This is a genomic window from Salmonella sp. 2018103, from assembly GCF_026247685.1.
GTDB classification, from domain to species: Bacteria; Pseudomonadota; Gammaproteobacteria; order Enterobacterales; family Enterobacteriaceae; genus Salmonella; species Salmonella enterica.
Genome location: NZ_CP111029.1, coordinates 573,174 through 592,543 on the forward strand (window position 1 = coordinate 573,174; position 19,370 = coordinate 592,543).

Sequence of the window (19,370 nt, forward strand, 5' to 3'; positions counted from 1 at the left end):
CAATCGTTGTCTTCGGGAGTGGGAAATGAAGCCTTTTTTGCGCTGGTGTTTCGTTGCGACAGCACTTACGCTTGCAGGATGCAGTAATTCCGCCTGGCGTAAAAGTGAAGTCCTCGCAGTACCATTGCAACCGACTTTACAGCAGGAAGTGATTCTGGCGCGTATGGAACAGATTCTTGCCAGTCGGGCTTTAACCGATGACGAACGCGCACAGCTTTTATATGAGCGCGGAGTGTTGTATGATAGTCTTGGTTTGAGGGCATTAGCGCGAAATGATTTTTCACAAGCGCTGGCAATCAGACCGGATATGCCTGAAGTATTCAATTACTTAGGCATTTATTTAACGCAGGCAGGCAATTTTGATGCTGCCTATGAAGCGTTTGATTCTGTACTAGAGCTTGATCCAACTTACAACTACGCGCACTTAAACCGCGGTATCGCATTGTATTACGGCGGCCGTGATAAGTTAGCGCAAGATGATCTGCTGGCGTTTTATCAAGACGATCCCAATGATCCTTACCGTAGCCTGTGGCTGTATCTTGTTGAGCAGAAGCTTAATGAGAAGCAGGCGAAAGAAGCGTTAAAAGCACGCTTCGAAAAATCGGATAAAGAGCAATGGGGATGGAACATTGTCGAGTTCTACCTGGGCGACATTAGCGAAGCAACGCTGATGGAAAGGCTCAAGGCGGACGCAACGGATAACACCTCGCTCGCTGAGCATCTCAGTGAAACCAACTTCTATTTAGGTAAGTATTACCTAAGTCTGGGGGATTTGGACAGCGCCACGGCTCTGTTCAAACTGGCGGTGGCCAACAACGTTCATAACTTTGTTGAGCACCGATACGCATTGTTGGAATTATCGCTCCTGGGCCAGGACCAAGATGACCTGGCAGAATCGGACCAGCAATAGCTGACGAACATATCAGCCCGTAATCTTTTTGATTGCCATCACCTTCGCGGGTGAGGGCGTTGTTGTTCGTTAATACACCTACTTTGAGCCGGTTCACACTTTTCAATGAAAATTGCAGATCAATTTCATGATGAGTTATGTAGACTGGCCGCCATTAATTTTGAGGCACACGTACTACATGGCTGAATTCGAAACCACTTTTGCAGATCTGGGGCTGAAGGCTCCTATCCTTGAAGCCCTTACCGATCTGGGTTACGAAAAACCATCTCCAATCCAGGCAGAGTGCATTCCGCATCTGCTGGGCGGTCGCGACGTGCTGGGCATGGCCCAGACCGGTAGCGGCAAAACCGCAGCGTTCTCTTTACCGCTGCTCAACAATCTTGATCCTGAGCTGAAGGCACCTCAGATTCTGGTGCTGGCGCCAACCCGCGAACTGGCGGTACAGGTTGCCGAAGCCATGACGGATTTCTCTAAACACATGCGCGGCGTAAACGTGGTTGCCCTGTACGGCGGTCAGCGTTATGACGTGCAGTTACGCGCCCTGCGTCAGGGGCCGCAGATCGTTGTCGGTACGCCGGGACGTCTGCTTGATCACTTAAAACGCGGCACCCTCGACCTCTCTAAACTGAGTGGTCTGGTGCTGGATGAAGCCGACGAAATGCTGCGTATGGGCTTCATCGAAGACGTTGAAACTATTATGGCGCAGATCCCGGAAGGTCATCAGACCGCTCTGTTCTCCGCCACCATGCCGGAAGCGATTCGTCGCATTACCCGCCGCTTTATGAAAGAGCCGCAGGAAGTGCGCATTCAGTCCAGCGTGACTACCCGTCCTGACATCAGCCAGAGCTACTGGACTGTCTGGGGTATGCGTAAAAACGAAGCGCTGGTGCGTTTCCTGGAAGCGGAAGACTTTGATGCGGCGATTATCTTCGTGCGTACCAAAAACGCGACCCTGGAAGTAGCAGAAGCGCTGGAACGTAGCGGCTACAACAGCGCCGCGTTGAATGGCGATATGAACCAGGCGCTGCGTGAGCAGACTCTGGAACGCCTGAAAGATGGTCGTCTGGACATCCTGATCGCTACCGACGTTGCGGCACGTGGTCTGGACGTTGAACGTATCAGCCTGGTGGTGAACTACGATATCCCGATGGATTCCGAGTCCTACGTTCACCGTATCGGTCGTACCGGCCGTGCGGGTCGCGCCGGTCGCGCGCTGCTGTTCGTTGAGAACCGCGAGCGTCGTCTGCTGCGCAACATCGAACGCACCATGAAGCTGACCATTCCGGAAGTGGAACTGCCGAACGCAGAACTGCTGGGTAAACGCCGTCTGGAAAAATTCGCCGCGAAAGTTCAGCAGCAACTGGAAAGCAGCGATCTGGATCAGTACCGTGCGCTGCTGGCGAAAATCCAGCCGTCTGCCGAAGGTGAAGAGCTGGATCTCGAAACGCTGGCCGCCGCACTGCTGAAAATGGCGCAGGGCGAGCGTCCGCTGATCCTGCCGCCGGATGCGCCGATGCGCCCTAAGCGTGAATTCCGTGACCGTGACGACCGTGGTCCGCGCGATCGTAATGACCGTGGCCCGCGTGGCGACCGTGAAGAACGTCCGCGTCGTGAACGTCGTGACGTTGGCGATATGCAGTTATACCGCATTGAAGTGGGCCGTGATGACGGCGTTGAAGTTCGTCATATCGTGGGCGCTATCGCTAACGAAGGCGACATCAGCAGCCGTTACATTGGTAACATTAAGCTGTTCGCGTCTCACTCCACCATCGAGCTGCCGAAAGGTATGCCGGGCGAAGTGTTGCAGCACTTCACGCGTACCCGCATTCTGAACAAGCCAATGAATATGCAGCTGTTGGGTGATGCGGTTCCGCACGCGGGCGGCGAACGTCGCGGCGGTGGTCGTAGCTTCAGTGGCGAACGTCGTGAAGGCGGTCGTAATTTCAGCGGCGAACGTCGTGAAGGTGGTCGTGGTGATGGTCGTCGCTTCAGCGGCGAACGTCGTGAAAGCCGTGGTCCGCGTCGTGATGACTCTACCGGTCGCCGTCGTTTCGGCGGTGATGCGTAACTCGCGCTGACCTGCGCATTCACAGCGTAAAGTAAAATATACAGCCCCGATCGTCACAATCGGGGCTTTTTTTATTTCTTTTGTACTCGTGTACTGGTACAGTGCAACGTATTGAGAGATAGTCACATTATAAATGACTGGAGAGAGAGCTGAATGGCAACACTTACCACCACCCAAACGTCACCTTCGCTGCTTGGCGGCGTGGTGATTATCGGCGGCACCATCATTGGCGCGGGGATGTTCTCCCTGCCGGTGGTCATGTCCGGGGCGTGGTTCTTCTGGTCGATGGCGGCGCTGGTCTTTACCTGGTTTTGTATGCTGCACTCCGGGCTGATGATCCTCGAAGCCAACCTTAACTACCGCATTGGTTCGAGTTTCGACACCATCACCAAAGATCTGTTGGGGAAAGGCTGGAACATTGTCAACGGCATCTCTATTGCCTTTGTGCTCTACATCCTGACTTACGCCTATATCTCGGCGAGCGGCTCAATTCTGCATCATACCTTTGCTGAGATGTCGCTGAACGTTCCGGCGCGAGCGGCAGGTTTTGCCTTTGCGCTGCTGGTGGCGTTTGTCGTGTGGCTGAGTACGAAGGCGGTCAGTCGGATGACGGCGATTGTGCTGGGCGCGAAAGTGATTACTTTCTTCCTGACCTTCGGCAGCCTGTTAGGACACGTTCAGCCTGCCACGTTGTTTAACGTGGCTGAAAGCCACGCGTCATATACGCCGTACCTGCTGATGACGCTGCCATTTTGTCTGGCCTCTTTTGGTTATCACGGTAACGTACCGAGCCTGATGAAATATTACGGCAAAGATCCGCGCACCATCGTGAAATGCCTGATTTATGGAACGTTACTGGCGCTGGCGCTCTATTCCGTCTGGCTGCTGGGGACGATGGGCAACATCCCGCGTCCGGAATTTATCGGCATTGCGCAGAAAGGCGGCAATATTGATGTGCTGGTACAGGCGTTGAGCGGCGTGCTGAACAGCCGCAGCCTGGATCTGCTGCTGGTGGTGTTCTCTAACTTTGCGGTCGCCAGTTCCTTCCTTGGCGTGACGCTGGGGCTGTTTGACTATCTGGCGGATCTGTTTGGCTTTGATGACTCGGCAATGGGGCGTTTTAAAACGGCGCTACTGACGTTTGTGCCGCCAATTGTCGGTGGCCTGCTGTGGCCGAACGGTTTTCTGTACGCCATTGGCTATGCAGGTTTAGCTGCAACTATCTGGGCGGCCATTGTGCCTGCGCTGTTGGCGCGCAAATCTCGCGAACGTTTCGGCAGCCCAAAATTTCGCGTCTGGGGCGGTAAACCGATGATTGCCCTGATTCTGGTCTTCGGTGTCGGCAACGCGGTTATCCATATTCTGTCGAGCTTTAATTTGCTGCCGGTGTACCAGTAATTGAACGAGCCGGATGAGCTGTTTTCATCCGGCAATATTTCACAAGTTCGCGAAATGGTATCAAATAAAACCCTGTTTATTATAAAGTTCTTTGGCGAGTGCTTCCCCGTGTTCATCGAAAAAAGCATCGGCGATAGTTAAATTTTCTGCCTTAGGATTTGCCGTTATTCTGCTACCATTGGCGTCAAATTCGAGCGCGATAGCGATCTCCGAACCCCACCAGTAATAATAAATTAGCGCAAAATTATTTTCCCCTGGCGTAATAAATTTCTCGATTCCCCGCACACAGGCCATGAGTGGCATGAAGATTTCATAGCTCTCTGAGAGAAATATGTGATCCATCGTGACTATCTGTGTTTCTTTATTAAAGTTGATATGTTCAGCATAAATATGCTTTTCACTTTCACCAGAATTACATGCGGCAAGATTGTTAAGCATTTTTGCAGGCTCGCCGTACAACCTTTGCTCCTCAGTAAACCATGGCAACCAGTCGTCATAGTCGTTAATATTTGTTGCCGGCGAATGGAAAAATTTCTTGAGGTTACTCTCGGCAATATGTGCATGAAGAAAAAAGGAAGCAGGTTCACTCATGATGATTTTCTCTGGTAATAAGTCGATTTATTCATATCCCTGTTCGGTTATGATAAAACGATTACTATTTTATAAAAGTACAGAACTGGACCTTTCCTCTATTTCCTGTCATAGAAAAATATATACTTGAACTGGTTCAGAATAAGCGGAATACGGAAATGGGGCGTAAAGGACTACTCGCTATTGTATTATTGAGCCTGTTTATCGCTTTTATTTTAAAATTTTTCTGGCTCACTCCGTACGATGAACACGTTTACCTGCCAGTGGAAAAACCTGTCGTATCGTCTTTAAAAATCATTCACCCCGGCGACCAGTTATTTATCCGCATTCTGAAAGCGGAAGATAAGCTGGAACTGTGGGTAAGCGCCAATAACAAGCCTTACGAACTCTACAAAACCTGGACTATATGCGCATGGTCTGGTGGCTTAGGGCCAAAACATAAACAGGGAGATGGTAAAAGCCCGGAAGGCTTTTATGCCACCAACAAAGGGTTGCTTAACCCAAACAGCCGCTATCATCTGGCATTTAATATTGGCTACCCGAATGCTTACGATCGGGCAAATGGCTACACCGGTGATTTCATTATGGTTCATGGGAACTGCGTTTCGGCGGGTTGCTATGCCATGACCGATGCCGGTATTGAAGAGATTTATCAACTGGTGGCGCAGGCGCTAAACAGCGGGCAGAAGAGCGTGCCTGTCCATATCTTCCCATTTACGATGAATGACAAAAATATGCGCCAGGCGCAAGCATGGCCGGAATATAATTTCTGGCGTATGTTGAAGCCCGGCTATGATTACTTCGAAAAAAATCGCCGATTGCCAACCATCACCGTTGAAAATCGGCGTTATAAAATCAGCCCAACAACTCTTCCTTAACATCCATCGCTAAATCAAACGAATGCAGCCGCGCCTGATGATCGAAAATCTGCCCGTTTACCATAATTTCATCCGCCTGGGTTTCCCGCAGGATGGATTCCAGCCCGTGGCGGACTTTCGCTTTATCGCCGACCAGCGACATACTCAGCGCCTGCTGCACGCCATACTGCTCGGATGGCGACCAGAAGGTCTCCATATTCTCAATCGGCGGCGGCAGTTGGCCGGTTTCCCCACGGCGTAGCTTCACAAAAGCCTGCTGCATAGAGGTAAACAGGAATTCGGCGTCGCGGTTGCTGTCGGCGGCGATAATATTGATACACACCATCGCGTACGGTTTTTCCAGCCGCGCTGAAGGTTTGAACTGGGTACGGTACAGATGCAGCGCCTGGAACAACATATCCGGCGCGAAATGCGAAGCAAAGGCGAACGGCAGGCCAAGCTGGGCCGCCAACTGTGCGCTATACAGGCTGGAGCCCAACAGCCAGACCGGGATCTTCTCGCCGTAGCCGGGCACCGGGCGCACATGCGGATTAGGGGCGCGAGCGTCGAACCAGTCCACCAGCTCTGCGACATCGCGTGGAAAGTTATCGATATCGCCGCTCATATGGCGACGCAGCGCGCGCATCGTCGGCTGATCGCTACCCGGCGCGCGTCCCAACCCTAAGTCGATACGTCCCGGGTAGAGCGTATTCAGCGTGCCGAACTGCTCGGCAATCACTAGCGGTGAATGGTTAGGCAGCATCACGCCGCCGGAGCCAAGATGTAATGTTGTGGTATTGGCCGCCAGATAACCAATCAATACCGAGGTCGCCGCGCTGGCGATACCGGTCATGTTGTGATGTTCCGCCAGCCAGTAGCGGTGATAGCCGCGCTTTTCGGCCAGCCGTGCGAGATCAAGCGAGTGCGTGAAGGCTTCTTTTGCCGAAGATCCTTCAGGGATCGGTGCCAGATCCAGCACCGAGAACGGAATAGTTTTGTCAGTCATAACGGCTCACTTTGTTACCGGTTAATCTTTTAATACTGCATTAAAGATTAGCGAATGTTGTTAACAAAGTGAGCTTTATGAGACTGACGGCAAAACAATGCCCGATAGCGCTGCGCTTATCGGGCCTACGGGAGCGCTATTTGTAGGCCCGATAAGGTCTTTATGCCGCCATCCGGCTAGGCCTGTAGCTCCAGCCCGGCCAGCCGCTTCCAGTAGCCGTTGCAGTCACTATGGGAGGCAAGCGGTAATGGCGCACCGCCGTTTTCGTTAGCGCGAAAGGCATCAAGCATGGCAAATGTCTCCGTACCCAACGGCGACAGCCGCACGATATCGACCAATCCCTGCATCGACGTCAGTTCGTTGCCAAGGTTATAGACATAGCCGCTCATGGTCTGAATACCGTTAAGCACAAACACCTGCTGATTCTCTTGCGAGAGCACGTCACGACCGTTTGGATACTTGATACAGCAGGTTTCGCACTCATCTTTCGGGCGGTCTTCCGAACGGGCGGTAAAGCAGCGAGCGGAGTAGGCCAGCGGCAGATGCCCGTAGCTCAACACTTCCACTTCAAACTGATTGCGGATGCCCAGTTCATCGCACTGATTAAGCAAATTCACCAGCCAGTCGCGGGACAGCTCCACCGGCATACACCAGCGTACCATGCCTTCTTTCAGCAACCGGCGCAGCGTGACCGCGTTGTAGCAATTCAGCGCATGGCCGGCGACAAACGGCAGTTTGCGCTCGGCGCACAGATTCACCACGCCAAGATCGCTGGCTTCCAGCAGAAAATCGCCGTTGTCCACATAGCGTTTCAGCTCGCTTAATTCAGATGACGCCTGTACCAGCGCCAGGGTGGAGAGCGCCACCTGCTTACCGCTGGCGGCGAGGGATTTCGCCATTTCCAGCCAGTCGCCGACTTTGGTCGCGCGACGCTTGCTGCACACCGCTTCGCCCAGATAAATGACATCAGCGCTACTTTTTGCGGCCTGCTGATAAAAATCTTCCAGCGTCTCTTTCGGCCAGTAATAAAGCACCGGTCCTAAGGAATATTTCATAGCTCCTCTCACTGCCATTTACGGTGATATGCGCCAAGCGTGGTTTGGGTGCCTTCGGACATCGCGCCGAGCGTCTCCATCCAGTCGCGCTGTGGAACGAAGTTTTGCGGGGCGGCTTTGCAGCTATCGATCGCCTGGCGCCACACTTTCGCCACCTGGCTGACATAGGCCGGGCTGCGCTGGCGACCTTCGATCTTCACCGAAGCGATGTTCGCCGCCATGAGCTCCGGCAGCAGTTCCAGCGTGTTCAGGCTGGTTGGCTCCTCCAGCGCGTGATAGCGCTCGCCGTCCACTAAATAGCGGCCTTTACACAGCGTTGGGTAGCCCGCGTTTTCGCCATCCTGGTAACGGTCAATCAGGACATCATTCAGGCGCGATTCCAGCCCCTGCGGCGTTTGCTGCCAACGGACAAAGCGGGCGGGCGAGCAGGCGCCGACGGTATTGGGCGACTCCCCCGTCAGGTAAGAAGAAAGATAGCAGCGACCTTCCGCCATAATGCACAGGCTGCCAAACGCGAATACCTCCAGCGGCACCGGCGTGACGCGGGCCAGTTGTTTTACCTGGTGAATCGACAGTACACGCGGCAGTACTACGCGGTGGACATCAAAGTTGCGGTGATAAAAGCGAATCGCCTCTTCGTTGGTTGCCGAGGCCTGAACGGAAACATGGCGCTCAATATGCGGGTAACGCTCTGCGGCATATTCCAGCATAGCGAGGTCGGCGAGAATCAACGCGTCGGCGCCAAGCTGCGCCGCCATATCCACGGCGCGCTGCCAGCGGGCATAGCCGTCCGGATGCGCAAAAGTATTAATGGCGATGTGTAATTTGCGGCGATGTTGGTGAACAAAACTCACCGCTTCCTGCAATTTTTTTTCGGTAAAGTTAAGGCCGGCAAAATGACGGGCATTGGTATCGTCTTTTAACCCGATATAAACGGCGTCAGCGCCGTTTTCGATGGCCGCCTTCAGCGCCGGGAGATTTCCGGCAGGGCAGAGCAGCTCCATAATTTATCCTGAGGGTTACGTCTGAGACGCAAAATTGTTAACGAACAGGGATTTTAGTTAACCTTGCTGCGACAATTTTTGATTTAAGGCAGTTAAAGGCGTATTGGTAACACCAATAATGGGGTAGAAAATCAGACCCAATTGTTGATTTACGCCGCCATGTGATTTATTGGATATGGCAAAATAACAGGACTATTGAAACAGGGAGTAAAGCTCGTGTTAGATAAACTGCGTTCACGCTTAGTCCATGCTGGCCCGTCTCTGATGAGTGTACCGGTTAAACTGACGCCCTTTGCGCTAAAGCGCCAGGTTCTGGAACAGGTTCTGAGCTGGCAGTTTCGTCAGGCGCTGGCCGATGGAGAGCTGGAATTCCTCGAAGGTCGTTGGTTAAGCATTCATGTTCGTGACATCGACTTAAAATGGTATACCACGGTTGAAAATGAAAAACTGATCGTTAGCCAGCAGGCGGATGCCGACGTCAGTTTTAGCGCCGACGCCAGCGATCTGCTAATGATAGCTGCCCGTAAACAGGACCCGGATACGCTCTTTTTCCAGCGTCGACTGGTCATTGAAGGCGATACTGAGTTAGGGTTGTATGTGAAGAATCTGATGGACGCCATCGAACTGGAGCAGATGCCGAAAGCGTTACGCGTTATGCTGCTGCAACTGGCGGATTTTGTTGAGGCGGGTATGAAAAACTCGCCGGAAACCAAACAGACCTCGGTAGGTGAACCATGCTAATTCGAGTAGAAATTCCTATTGATGCGCCTGGTATTGATGCGCTGTTACGCCGTTCATTCGAAAGCGATGCGGAAGCGAAGCTGGTTCACGATTTGCGTGAAGATGGTTTTCTGACGCTCGGACTGGTGGCCACGGATGATGAAGGCCAGGTGGTGGGCTATGTCGCCTTTAGTCCGGTTGATGTGCAGGGCGAAGATTTACAGTGGGTCGGCATGGCGCCGCTGGCGGTCGATGAAAAGTATCGCGGGCAAGGGCTGGCGCGCCAGTTAGTGTATGAAGGGCTGGATTCGCTCAACGAGTTCGGCTACGCGGCGGTCGTGACGTTGGGCGACCCGGCGTTATATAGCCGCTTCGGTTTTGAACTGGCCGCGCATTACGATCTTCACTGCCGTTGGCCCGGTACGGAAAGCGCTTTCCAGGTACACCGTTTGGCTGAGGATGCGCTGGAAGGCGTGACGGGGCTGGTGGAGTATCACGACCACTTCAATCGTTTTTAAGCACCGGCGTTTGCAGGCTGGACAGCAGCGCCTCAAACGCTTCGCGTTCCGTCACAAGGCGCTCCTTCTGGCGCTTTGTGAGCTGTTTGATGCGATACTCTATGCGCAGGGCCAGCGAGCGATCGCCGACCTGCGCCGCAAACGCCAGCGTTAACTCGCCTTTTCCCCGTAATGCTTTTGCGCCTTTTCCCGTTTGATGCTGCCTGTAACGACGCGCCACATCGGTGGTTATTCCGGTGTAAAGCGCATTGTCTGCGGTACGAATCAGATACAGATACCAGGGTGTCATTGTCGCCATCAGCATGATAATTTTCAGGTTCCCAGTATAAGCGAGAATAAAGATGGACACACTTACCGCTATTGGCCGTTGGCTGGCGAAACAACACGTGGTGACCTGGTGCGTACACCATGAGGGAGAGCTGTGGTGCGCCAATGCGTTTTATTTGTTCGATGCGCAAAACGTCGCACTGTATCTGTTAACGGATGATAAAACCCGCCATGCGCAAATGTCCGGCGCGTGCGCGCCAGTTGCGGGAACGGTCAATGGTCAGCCGAAAACGGTGGCGCGCATTCGCGGCGTACAGTTTAAAGGGGTAATTCGCCGTCTGGAGGGGCAGGAGAGCGACGCCGCGCGTAAAGCTTACCTTCGTCGCTTCCCGGTCGCCAGGGTGCTGCCAGCGCCGGTATGGGAAATCCGGCTGGATGAAATTAAATTCACCGACAACACGCTGGGGTTTGGTAAAAAACTGCACTGGTTACGCGACTCACGCGCCCAGCAGGCGTAGCGCCTCGCGGTTAAATGCCGGCAGGTCGTCAGGCGTGCGGCTGGTCACCAGCTGATCTTTATCGACGACGACTTCCTGATCGTAAAATTCCGCGCCCGCATTCTTCACATCGATAATAATCGGTTTCACCGCCGTGAGTTTGCGGCCACGAATGACATCGGCGCTGATCAACAACTGCGGGCCGTGGCAAATGGCAAAAACCGGTTTACCGCTGTTAACGAAATCGCGGGTAAAATCCACGAAACGGCTGTCGCCGCGCAGGTAGTCCGGCGAATGACCTCCCGGCAATAGCAAGGCGTCGAACTCGTCGGGACGAACGTCATCAATAGCCTTATCAATGGTGACGCTGGCCTCGCCTTTTTTTCCTTTCACCGTTTTACCCGCCTCTTTTTCGATGGTGATGACCTCATGGCCGGCCTGACGGAATTCTGCTGCCGGCGAGGTAAATTCTGAATCTTCAAATTCATCGGTAATCAAAACGGCAATTTTCTTACTCATGCGTTTCCTCCGCAGTGGTGGCGTCGGGTAAGGCAAATTTTCCACAATGATGGATACTTACCTCGTAGACTATTAAGCCTGGTCGATAGGGCCGAGAGTGCAAGGTGGACAAATCTGTAAAGGAGCGAGGATGAGTCAGGTACTGATTACCGGCGCGACCGGACTGGTCGGCGGACATCTGCTGAGAATGTTAATCAACACGCCGCAGGTGAGTGCTATCGCCGCGCCGACGCGTCGCCCGCTGACGGATATTGTCGGCGTTTATAACCCTCACGATCCGCAGCTTACCGATGCGTTAGCTCAGGTGACCGACCCGGTGGATATTGTTTTTTGCTGCCTGGGCACGACCCGGCGTGAAGCGGGAAGTAAAGCGGCGTTTATTCATGCGGATTATACGCTGGTGGTTGATACCGCGCTGACCGGGCGTCGACTGGGCGCGCAGCACATGGTGGTGGTCAGCGCAATGGGAGCAAACGCGCACTCTCCGTTTTTTTACAATCGGGTGAAAGGAGAAATGGAGGAGGCGTTAATCGCGCAAAATTGGCCTCGTTTGACGATTGCCCGGCCTTCTATGCTGCTCGGCGACAGAACAACGCGGCGGGTGAATGAAACGCTTTTCGCTCCGCTATTCCGGCTGCTGCCCGGAAACTGGAAATCGATTGATGCGCGGGATGTGGCGCGGGCCATGCTGGCGGAAGCGCTGGCGCCAGCACAAGAAGGCGTGACGATTCTGACCTCATCGCAACTGCGGGAAAAAGCGGAGTAGCGAAGCCGGATGATTTACCGGATGGCGACGCGGTTTACACATTTTTATCGCCACCCGGCACACCGGTTACTTAATATACGTAAAGGCGGTGGTCACGCGTTTCACGCCGCTCACCCGGCTGGCGATGTCCGCTGCCGCTTTACCTTCACGTTCAGTTACCAGGCCCAGCAGGAATACTTCGCCATTTTCGGTGGTGACTTTCACATTTGACGATTTTACCTGATCGCTGGTCAGTAGCTGTGAGCGAACTTTCGTGGTGATCCAGGTATCGTTAGAGGCGGTCCCCAGGCCGATAGGCTGACCCTGGCGAATCTCGTTATAGACCTCGGTGGTGCCTTCAACGCCCATCGCTATCTGTTTAGCGCGTGCGGAGAGTTCGCTGTTTGGCGACTGGCCCACTAACAAAACTTTGCCCTGATAAGCCGTGACATTGATGCGCGTCTCTTTTTTGATTTGCTCATCTTTCGACAGCGCGCTGCTGACACGCAGTTCCAGCGTTCCGTCATCCACCTGGGTGCCCACGCTACGCGGGTCGGTTGCGGCTTTGGTGCCGACGGCTGCCGTACCCACTACCGCGGCGGCGACGCAACCTTGCAATAGCAACGCAGAAATAAGGACTGCGAGCGGCGAAAATGCCTTCATGTGTACTCCTTAATCATCCTGGTGAGGAAAAAGCGTGTTATCGATCAAATCGCACAGGCAGTTTACCGTCAGCATATGCATTTCCTGAATGCGCGCGCTGTGGTGTGAAGGGATACGAATTTCGACATCCTGCGGCCCTAATAGTCCGGCCAGCTCGCCCCCGTCATACCCGGTTAGCGCCACAATGGTCATGTCACGTGTGACGGCTGCTTCAACGGCTTTTACGATATCGCGACTATTACCACGCGTAGAGATCGCCAATAAAACATCGCCTGCATGTCCCAGCGCCCGGACTTGTTTTGCATAAACTTCATCGTGCAGGCGATCGTTAGCGATCGCAGTTAAGACCACATTATCGGTATTTAGTGCAATGGCGGGTAAACTGGGTCGCTCCGTTTCAAAGCGGTTAATCATGCTGGCAGCAAAATGCTGTGCGTTGGCCGCGGACGTCCCGTTTCCACAACAGAGGATTTTGTTGCCGTTAAGCAGGGAATGAACCAGCGTCATGGCGGCGCGGGAAATGGCATCCGGAAGCGCTTCCGCCGCAGCAATTTGAGTTTGAATGCTTTCTGTAAAGCAAACTTTGATTCTTTCGAGCACGCTAATCCTTAAAATCTTCAATTATGAGTGGTCGTTAAACGCATCCCGAAACCACTCAATCTCATTTCCGGTGAAGGCTAACACATCGAACCGACAATCCACAGTATCAAAACTCCCATTCTGGCGGGCGAGCCACAAGCGGGCAGTATGTAATAATTTGTGTTGCTTGCTGCGGGTCACACTAGCCGCCGCGCCGCCATAAAGCCCGGAGCGCCGATAGCGGACCTCAACAAAAACCGTCGTTTTTCCGTCACGCATGATCAGATCGATTTCGCCGCCGCGCTCGCGCACGTTGGCGGCGATAAACCGCAGTCCTTTGCTTTCCAGCCAGCGACGCGCGGCAGCTTCCCACGCGTCGCCAGCCTGTTTACGCGTTAGCTGGCGGGAACAATCTCCCCTTGCTGGTATTTGAGCCATGATAACTTCCTGTTAATCACACAATCCGGGCTGGCAGTTAATGCGCCGGTATTACCATTGATCTCAAACCCCTGCACCTGACGCATCTGCGAAAAGTGGTTCGCCAGCGTCCAGGCATCCACGCCCATGGCGTACATCCGCGCCAGAGAATAGTCGTTATGTACAGCGCTCAGCGCCTGCTGCATCAACGGCATATTGCCGCCTGCCAGCATAGGAATTTCACTGTATTGTAAACCTTCCATCTCCAGACGGAAGTCGGGGCCGGAGGTGCCTTGCGCGCTGCGGGAGCTGGCATACAGCGTCGCGCCGCTCTGGGTGCCGTTACGCATGGCGATCATCGGTTTGATAAAGCCAATCTCTTCCGGCGTAGCCAGAATATAGACCGCGTCTACGCGTCCGCCGCCGGTGATTTGCGCGTCGGTCGGCGGCGCAGGGATGGTCAGACCGCCAATGGTGACGCCAGGCTGCGCAGGCACGCTGGCGGCGACCGGGCTGCCCGTCAACGCGATACCCGCGCCGCCGTTCACGCCCATTTTCAGCTCGGCTACGGAGCCGAATTTTTGCTGTAACACGATGCCGCCGCCCAGTTTTTGCCACTCCTGGGTGAAGGCGTTCGCCACGCGATCGCCAAGCGTGCTGCGTGGGATCAACAGCAGCGGCGACTGCTTGCCCTGGTTATAAATATGATGCGCCGCGTCACGGGCTTCATCTTCCGGAGAGAGCGCGAAATAGCAGATATTAGGGAAGCTACGTACCGTTTCCGGCTGGTTGAGCGCCAGCACGTTGAGCGGCGTGTTGCTTTTCATCAGCGCTTCCACATTGTTTTTCAACAGCGGCCCGACCACGATACTGGCGCCGTCTTGCTGAACCTGAGCAAGCACCTGATCCAACGGCTGGGAAGAGGTATCGTAGATTTTTAATTCAGCGGAGGGATCCGCCGGCGCGCTTGCTGTAGCAGGGGGAGTTTGTGGCGCGCTGACTGGCGTAGCGGACTGGGATGGAGCGTCATCAGTCAGATCGCTCACCGAGGCCTGCGACGGACTGGCGACGCCGTTGGTCATTTGTGGTTGCGTCTCCTTCACGCCAGGTTCGACCGGCGCGTCAGGCGCGGCGGCAGGCTGGATTTCCACCGCCTGGGTGCCGAGGTTTTTCGCGGCTTCGAAACCTTGCTGGATGGTACGGCCAAACACGGCAGCCTGACCGTTCAGCGGCAGCAGCAGAGCGATTTTGCTGGTGGAAGCTGGTTTAAAACGTTGTACATTGACGAGCTGCGTCGGCAGCATTTTCGCCCCCGGATTTTGCGGGTAGCGTTTTTGCCAGTCGGCGATCCCGGCTTTCAGCATGTCCGGATCGTTGCGGTTGTCAAACCAGACGCGTTGCAGATCCAGCCAGCCCTGAAGCACATTTTCATCGGCGTTGATAACCAGCGTCCTGGCCTGATCCGGCGTCATGGCGGAGAGCGCCTGCCAGGTGGCGTCGATATTTTTTTGTTTCTCTTTCGCCGCCAGTAGCGGTTCCTGGGCGATTAACGCCCGCAATAGGGTAAGCGACGGGCGTCCCTGGCTGGCAACGATCTGCGCCTGCCAGTAACGCGCTTGCTGATGTGGCGCAAAGTCGGCGGGTTTTAGTTTATCCAGCAAGGCCTGCGCGCCTGCGACATCTTTTTGCGCCAGTTTGATTTCTACCGCTAATAAAGACTGTTCGCGACGCTGGGCATCATTCAGATTTTGCGGGAGTTGGTTGAACAGGTCGACGGCCTGCTGGCTTTTTCCTTCTTTCAGCAGTGCATGAATGGCGAGTAATTGCCAGTTGGTCTTGCTATCATCTGCGCTTTGCTGCATCTGATGCAGGTAAAAGGCGGAGTCAGCTTGCGCTGAACCCTGCATATAGGCTGCGCTTTGATCTGGCGCCTGGGTGCCGCACCCGGCGAAAAGTAGCGCAGCCAGGACGACAGGCAGCGCGCGCGCGGCGTTCAAACGAGAAAATGTTGAGGGTACCATACTGTATCCAGTGATATTTTTTTACGCAATACTCAATATTAAATCGGCAATACGGACGACACAATGAAACAAAACGAATCGGCGGATAATTCTCAGGGCCAACTCTTTATTGTACCTACTCCTATCGGTAATCTGGCTGATATCACCCAGCGTGCGTTGGAGGTGTTACAGGCTGTAGATCTGATTGCCGCCGAGGATACTCGTCACACCGGTTTATTGCTGCAACATTTTGGGATTAATGCCCGATTGTTCGCGCTGCACGACCATAACGAACAACAAAAAGCGGAAACGCTGGTCGCGAAGCTAAAAGAAGGGCAGAACATTGCGCTGGTTTCCGACGCCGGTACGCCACTAATTAATGACCCCGGCTATCACCTGGTGCGTACCTGCCGTGAAGCGGGGATTCGCGTGGTGCCGCTACCAGGGCCATGTGCGGCGATTGCCGCCCTGAGCGCCGCTGGCCTGCCATCCGACCGTTTCTGCTATGAAGGCTTTTTACCGGCGAAATCCAAAGGCCGCCGTGATGCGCTAAAAGCCATTGAAACGGAACCGCGAACGCTGATTTTTTATGAGTCAACCCACCGCCTGTTAGATAGCCTGGAAGATATCGTCGCGGTATTGGGAGAATCCCGTTATGTGGTGCTGGCGCGTGAGCTGACCAAAACCTGGGAAACCATTCACGGCGCGCCGGTCGGCGAGCTGCTGGCGTGGGTCAAAGAAGATGAAAACCGTCGCAAAGGCGAAATGGTGCTGATTGTCGAAGGCCATAAAGCGCAAGAAGACGACCTGCCCGCCGACGCGCTGCGCACGCTGGCGCTGCTACAGGCAGAACTGCCGCTGAAAAAAGCGGCGGCGCTGGCAGCAGAAATTCACGGCGTGAAGAAAAATGCGCTGTATAAGTATGCGCTGGAGCAGCAGAATTGAATCACGCCTGAACGCGTTGCCGCCGGGAGGGTTGCAACGCGTCAGTGTGCAGAAGGCGTTAGCTGGCAGAATAGCGCTCGCCGTCGAGCAGGCAGGTTACCTTATCGGCTGATGCAGAGATGGAAACGGTGTCGCTATTTATCGAGTTATTTATCTTATAAATGTTTTTTTGCATTTATCCATTTCTGAATATATCCACACAATATATTATATATAATGTTAAATTCACAAAATAAATAACTAAAACATTATTTGCCAATAACCTCCTGTAACAGCAAAATAATGCCACTTCATGACTCCTTATTTATCAGGAGCATTAATTTTTCCGGTTAATTCGCAAATTAACGGGCTGCGGTAGCCATGTCGTATGTCCGGGAGTACCCTCAGGGTGTTTATTCAGGAAGGTAACTATGTCAACAGGATTACGTTTCACACTGGAGGTGGACGGCCTGCCACCGGATGCGCTGGTCGTGGAGTCCTTTCACCTGAGCCAGTCCCTTTCCACGTTATTTTCCCTCGATATCTCGCTGGTCAGCCAGCAACTTCTTAATATTGACTTCTCTCAGGTACTGGAAAAACCGGCGCACCTGAAAATCTGGCAGGGCACGGAGATACAGCGCCGGGTGAACGGCATCGTGACCTGGTTTGAACAGGGGGAAAACGACGGGCATCAGATGCTGTACAGCATGAAAGTTCGCCCGCCGGTGTGGCGCGCCGCGCTGCGGCAGAACTCGCGTATTTTCCAGAATGAAGACATAAAAAGCATTCTCGGGACGATACTGCAGGAAAACGGCGTGACGGAGTGGAGCCCGCTGTTCAGCGAGCCGCATCCGGTGCGGGAGTTCTGCGTACAGTACAGCGAAACGGATTACGACTTTCTGGCGCGGATGGCGGCGGAGGAAGGTATTTTCTTCTACGAGGAACATGCGCAGACCAGCGACGACCAGAGCCTGGTGCTGTGCGACACGGTGCGTTTTCTGCCGGAAGCGTTTGAAATCCCCTGGAACCCGAACACCCGCACCGAGGTGAGCACGCCGTGTATCAGCCAGTTCCGCCACAGCGCACAAATTCGCCCCTCTTCCGTCACTGGCAAGGACTACACCTTCAAACGCCCCGGCTGGGCGGGCCGCTTTGAGCACCAGGGCGAACATCAGGATTACCAGCGCACGCAGTATGAGGTCTTTGATTATCCGGGGCGCTTCAAGGACGGCCACGGTCAGAACTTCGCCCGCTGGCAGATGGAGGGCTGGCGTAATAATGCCGAAGTGGCGCAGGGGAAAAGCCGTTCGCCGGCGATATGGCCGGGACGGCGTATTCAGCTGACGGAGCACCCGCAGGCGAGCCTGAACCGGGAATGGCAGGTGGTGAGCAGCGATTTACACGGCAGCCAGCCGCAGGCGGCGGCGGGGCGCTCAGGTTCAGGGACAACGCTGGATAATCATTTTACGGTCATTCCGGCAGACAGGACGTGGCGGCCACGCCCGCTGCCCAAACCGTCAGTGGACGGCCCGCAGTCGGCGGTGGTCACCGGCCCGGCAGGGGAGGAAATCTTCTGCGACGAACATGGCCGTGTGCGGGTGAAATTTAACTGGGATCGGTATAACCCGGCGAACCAGGACAGTTCGTGCTGGATACGGGTGGCGCAGGCATGGGCGGGGCCGGGATTCGGCAACCTGGCGATACCGCGGGTGGGGCAGGAAGTGATAGTGGACTTCCTCAACGGCGACCCGGACCAGCCCATCATCATGGGGCGCACCTACCACCAGGAAAACCGCTCGCCGGGCAGCCTGCCGGGCACCAAAACGCAGATGACCATCCGCTCGAAAACCTATAAAGGCAGCGGGTTTAACGAACTCATGTTCGATGATGCGACAGGGAAAGAGCGGGTGTATATCCACGCGCAGAAGAACATGAATACCGAGGTGCTGCACAACCGCACCACCGATGTGACGAATAACCATGCTGAAACCATTGGCAATAACCAGGTGATCGCTGTCACCAATAACCAAATCCAGACCATCGGCGTCAACCAGATCCAGAACGTTGGCGTCAACCAGGTGGAGAAAGTGGGCAGCAATCAGGTGATCAAGGTGGGGACAAACCAGATTGAAACGGTGGGACTCCTCCGCGCCCTGAATGTGGGCGTGGTGTACCAGACCACGGTGGGCGCCATTATGAACACCTCAGTGGCCATGATGCAGTCTTCACAGGTGGGCCTGCATAAATCGCTGATGGTGGGGATGGGGTACAGCGTTAATGTGGGGAACAAAGTCACCTTCTCGGTGGGGAAAACAAGGTCAGACAATGCCGGGCAGACAGCGATTTATTCTGCGGGTGAACATCTGGAGCTTCGCTGCGGTAAAGCCCGGCTGGTAATGACGAAGGACGGAAAAATTTTCCTTAACGGAACGAAAATTGATCTGGAAGGTGCGGAAAGCGTCAATGGTGATGCGCTGACGATCAACTGGAACTGCGGCGCAACAGAAACCGTGCCGGATGCGCCGAAGGATGACTCGCCGGAGCCGAAGATGCCGGATATGAGGGAGTTCTGATCGGTGAGCGATCAGCCAGGCAGTGGTATGACGGGATAAAAAAGAAGAAGGACATTAAG

The 19,370-nt window shown here is 54.4% G+C and carries 21 protein-coding genes; 11 read left to right on the forward strand and 10 right to left on the reverse strand.

What is annotated here, in order from left to right:
* Window positions 1-25: 25 nt before the first annotated feature.
* From nlpI to mtr, 4 genes are all read left to right on the forward strand, one after another.
* Window positions 26-910 (forward strand): lipoprotein NlpI, encoded by an 885-nt coding sequence (gene nlpI / locus OLG56_RS02750; RefSeq protein WP_000802069.1) that lies wholly within the window; start codon window positions 26-28, stop codon window positions 908-910.
* A gap of 105 nt (window positions 911-1,015) precedes the next feature.
* Window positions 1,016-1,096 (forward strand): protein YrbN, encoded by an 81-nt coding sequence (gene yrbN / locus OLG56_RS02755; RefSeq protein ID WP_010723222.1) that lies wholly within the window; start codon window positions 1,016-1,018, stop codon window positions 1,094-1,096.
* Window positions 1,089-2,978: an ATP-dependent RNA helicase DeaD gene (gene deaD / locus OLG56_RS02760; protein ID WP_000807248.1), complete on the forward strand. Its 1,890-nt coding sequence runs from the start codon at window positions 1,089-1,091 to the stop codon at window positions 2,976-2,978. Before yrbN ends, deaD begins: the two co-directional genes overlap by 8 nt.
* A 153-nt stretch (window positions 2,979-3,131) precedes the next feature.
* Window positions 3,132-4,376 (forward strand): tryptophan permease, encoded by a 1,245-nt coding sequence (gene mtr, locus OLG56_RS02765; RefSeq protein WP_000224373.1) that lies wholly within the window; start codon window positions 3,132-3,134, stop codon window positions 4,374-4,376.
* 60 nt (window positions 4,377-4,436) lie between these two features.
* On the opposite strand, the gene OLG56_RS02770 is transcribed toward mtr, so the two are convergent.
* Window positions 4,437-4,967 carry a cytoplasmic protein gene (locus OLG56_RS02770; protein WP_079900573.1) on the reverse strand — a complete coding sequence of 177 codons (531 nt, stop codon included), beginning with the start codon at window positions 4,965-4,967 and terminating at the stop codon, window positions 4,437-4,439.
* Window positions 4,968-5,125: 158 nt separating this feature from the next.
* Here OLG56_RS02770 and OLG56_RS02775 point away from each other — a divergent pair, with 158 nt between their 5' ends.
* Entirely contained in the window at window positions 5,126-5,845 is a 720-nt protein-coding gene (locus OLG56_RS02775) for a L,D-transpeptidase family protein (protein ID WP_023205234.1), read from the forward strand.
* Here the strand turns inward: OLG56_RS02775 and OLG56_RS02780 are convergent.
* The 3 genes from OLG56_RS02780 to ubiU form a co-directional block, all read right to left on the reverse strand.
* Window positions 5,823-6,830: a luciferase-like monooxygenase gene (locus OLG56_RS02780; RefSeq protein WP_079900574.1), complete on the reverse strand. Its 1,008-nt coding sequence runs from the start codon at window positions 6,828-6,830 to the stop codon at window positions 5,823-5,825. The two genes, OLG56_RS02775 and OLG56_RS02780, sit on opposite strands and share 23 nt — an antisense overlap.
* A gap of 176 nt (window positions 6,831-7,006) precedes the next feature.
* Window positions 7,007-7,885, reverse strand: coding sequence for a U32 family peptidase (locus OLG56_RS02785; RefSeq protein WP_000877716.1), 879 nt, complete (start codon window positions 7,883-7,885; stop codon window positions 7,007-7,009).
* A gap of 8 nt (window positions 7,886-7,893) precedes the next feature.
* Window positions 7,894-8,889, reverse strand: coding sequence for a ubiquinone anaerobic biosynthesis protein UbiU (gene ubiU, locus OLG56_RS02790; protein WP_000421310.1), 996 nt, complete (start codon window positions 8,887-8,889; stop codon window positions 7,894-7,896).
* Between the two features lie 216 nt (window positions 8,890-9,105).
* On the opposite strand from ubiU, the gene ubiT reads away from it, so the two are divergent.
* Together ubiT and OLG56_RS02800 are read left to right on the forward strand one after the other, a co-directional pair.
* The gene (gene ubiT, locus OLG56_RS02795) at window positions 9,106-9,630 is read left to right on the forward strand and encodes a ubiquinone anaerobic biosynthesis accessory factor UbiT (protein WP_000884721.1); all 525 of its coding nucleotides are present in this window, start codon (window positions 9,106-9,108) and stop codon (window positions 9,628-9,630) included.
* Window positions 9,624-10,127, forward strand: a complete 504-nt coding sequence (locus OLG56_RS02800) for a GNAT family N-acetyltransferase (RefSeq protein WP_000908562.1) — start codon at window positions 9,624-9,626, stop codon at window positions 10,125-10,127. The genes ubiT and OLG56_RS02800 overlap by 7 nt, the downstream gene beginning before the upstream one ends.
* On the opposite strand, the gene OLG56_RS02805 is transcribed toward OLG56_RS02800, so the two are convergent.
* Complete coding sequence (locus tag OLG56_RS02805; RefSeq protein ID WP_000928379.1) at window positions 10,114-10,431, reverse strand: GIY-YIG nuclease family protein; 318 nt, start codon at window positions 10,429-10,431, stop codon at window positions 10,114-10,116. The two genes, OLG56_RS02800 and OLG56_RS02805, sit on opposite strands and share 14 nt — an antisense overlap.
* Before the next feature lie 37 nt (window positions 10,432-10,468).
* Here OLG56_RS02805 and OLG56_RS02810 point away from each other — a divergent pair, with 37 nt between their 5' ends.
* Window positions 10,469-10,912, forward strand: coding sequence for a YhbP family protein (locus OLG56_RS02810; protein WP_000380406.1), 444 nt, complete (start codon window positions 10,469-10,471; stop codon window positions 10,910-10,912).
* Here the strand turns inward: OLG56_RS02810 and yhbO are convergent.
* Complete coding sequence (gene yhbO, locus OLG56_RS02815; protein WP_000037599.1) at window positions 10,892-11,410, reverse strand: protein/nucleic acid deglycase; 519 nt, start codon at window positions 11,408-11,410, stop codon at window positions 10,892-10,894. The two genes, OLG56_RS02810 and yhbO, sit on opposite strands and share 21 nt — an antisense overlap.
* A 130-nt stretch (window positions 11,411-11,540) precedes the next feature.
* Here yhbO and OLG56_RS02820 point away from each other — a divergent pair, with 130 nt between their 5' ends.
* Window positions 11,541-12,176 (forward strand): NAD(P)H-binding protein, encoded by a 636-nt coding sequence (locus tag OLG56_RS02820; protein WP_001521094.1) that lies wholly within the window; start codon window positions 11,541-11,543, stop codon window positions 12,174-12,176.
* Between the two features lie 66 nt (window positions 12,177-12,242).
* Here OLG56_RS02820 and dolP read toward each other — a convergent pair whose 3' ends face one another.
* Genes dolP through OLG56_RS02840 form a run of 4 tightly spaced genes read right to left on the reverse strand, consistent with a single transcriptional unit; the run spans window position 12,243 to window position 15,835 of the window.
* Window positions 12,243-12,818 carry a division/outer membrane stress-associated lipid-binding lipoprotein gene (dolP, locus tag OLG56_RS02825; RefSeq protein WP_000643280.1) on the reverse strand — a complete coding sequence of 192 codons (576 nt, stop codon included), beginning with the start codon at window positions 12,816-12,818 and terminating at the stop codon, window positions 12,243-12,245.
* A 9-nt stretch (window positions 12,819-12,827) separates the two neighbouring features.
* On the reverse strand, window positions 12,828-13,418 hold the full coding sequence (gene diaA / locus OLG56_RS02830; protein ID WP_000893481.1) for a DnaA initiator-associating protein DiaA: 591 nt from the start codon (window positions 13,416-13,418) through the stop codon (window positions 12,828-12,830).
* A gap of 21 nt (window positions 13,419-13,439) precedes the next feature.
* The gene (locus tag OLG56_RS02835; RefSeq protein ID WP_000057285.1) at window positions 13,440-13,835 is read right to left on the reverse strand and encodes a YraN family protein; all 396 of its coding nucleotides are present in this window, start codon (window positions 13,833-13,835) and stop codon (window positions 13,440-13,442) included.
* Window positions 13,793-15,835, reverse strand: coding sequence for a penicillin-binding protein activator (locus tag OLG56_RS02840; protein WP_079900575.1), 2,043 nt, complete (start codon window positions 15,833-15,835; stop codon window positions 13,793-13,795). The genes OLG56_RS02835 and OLG56_RS02840 overlap by 43 nt, the downstream gene beginning before the upstream one ends.
* A gap of 63 nt (window positions 15,836-15,898) precedes the next feature.
* Between OLG56_RS02840 and rsmI the strand changes: the two genes are divergently transcribed.
* Together rsmI and OLG56_RS02850 are read left to right on the forward strand one after the other, a co-directional pair.
* Entirely contained in the window at window positions 15,899-16,759 is an 861-nt protein-coding gene (gene rsmI / locus OLG56_RS02845; protein ID WP_000812289.1) for a 16S rRNA (cytidine(1402)-2'-O)-methyltransferase, read from the forward strand.
* Window positions 16,760-17,169: 410 nt separating this feature from the next.
* Window positions 17,170-19,311, forward strand: coding sequence for a type VI secretion system Vgr family protein (locus OLG56_RS02850; RefSeq protein WP_079906038.1), 2,142 nt, complete (start codon window positions 17,170-17,172; stop codon window positions 19,309-19,311).
* Window positions 19,312-19,370 lie beyond the last annotated feature (59 nt).

Coding starts and splice junctions, on each gene's coding strand:
- dolP (WP_000643280.1), bottom strand. CDS start 12,818: ATGAAGGCATTTTCGCCGCTCGCAGTCCTTATTTCTGCGTTGCTATTG.
- OLG56_RS02780 (WP_079900574.1), bottom strand. CDS start 6,830: ATGACTGACAAAACTATTCCGTTCTCGGTGCTGGATCTGGCACCGATC.
- deaD (WP_000807248.1), top strand. CDS start 1,089: ATGGCTGAATTCGAAACCACTTTTGCAGATCTGGGGCTGAAGGCTCCT.
- yrbN (WP_010723222.1), top strand. CDS start 1,016: ATGAAAATTGCAGATCAATTTCATGATGAGTTATGTAGACTGGCCGCC.
- OLG56_RS02850 (WP_079906038.1), top strand. CDS start 17,170: ATGTCAACAGGATTACGTTTCACACTGGAGGTGGACGGCCTGCCACCG.
- OLG56_RS02810 (WP_000380406.1), top strand. CDS start 10,469: ATGGACACACTTACCGCTATTGGCCGTTGGCTGGCGAAACAACACGTG.
- OLG56_RS02800 (WP_000908562.1), top strand. CDS start 9,624: ATGCTAATTCGAGTAGAAATTCCTATTGATGCGCCTGGTATTGATGCG.
- OLG56_RS02775 (WP_023205234.1), top strand. CDS start 5,126: ATGGGGCGTAAAGGACTACTCGCTATTGTATTATTGAGCCTGTTTATC.
- yhbO (WP_000037599.1), bottom strand. CDS start 11,410: ATGAGTAAGAAAATTGCCGTTTTGATTACCGATGAATTTGAAGATTCA.
- nlpI (WP_000802069.1), top strand. CDS start 26: ATGAAGCCTTTTTTGCGCTGGTGTTTCGTTGCGACAGCACTTACGCTT.
- OLG56_RS02835 (WP_000057285.1), bottom strand. CDS start 13,835: ATGGCTCAAATACCAGCAAGGGGAGATTGTTCCCGCCAGCTAACGCGT.
- OLG56_RS02785 (WP_000877716.1), bottom strand. CDS start 7,885: ATGAAATATTCCTTAGGACCGGTGCTTTATTACTGGCCGAAAGAGACG.
- OLG56_RS02820 (WP_001521094.1), top strand. CDS start 11,541: ATGAGTCAGGTACTGATTACCGGCGCGACCGGACTGGTCGGCGGACAT.
- OLG56_RS02840 (WP_079900575.1), bottom strand. CDS start 15,835: ATGGTACCCTCAACATTTTCTCGTTTGAACGCCGCGCGCGCGCTGCCT.
- mtr (WP_000224373.1), top strand. CDS start 3,132: ATGGCAACACTTACCACCACCCAAACGTCACCTTCGCTGCTTGGCGGC.
- ubiU (WP_000421310.1), bottom strand. CDS start 8,889: ATGGAGCTGCTCTGCCCTGCCGGAAATCTCCCGGCGCTGAAGGCGGCC.
- rsmI (WP_000812289.1), top strand. CDS start 15,899: ATGAAACAAAACGAATCGGCGGATAATTCTCAGGGCCAACTCTTTATT.
- OLG56_RS02805 (WP_000928379.1), bottom strand. CDS start 10,431: ATGCTGATGGCGACAATGACACCCTGGTATCTGTATCTGATTCGTACC.
- OLG56_RS02770 (WP_079900573.1), bottom strand. CDS start 4,967: ATGAGTGAACCTGCTTCCTTTTTTCTTCATGCACATATTGCCGAGAGT.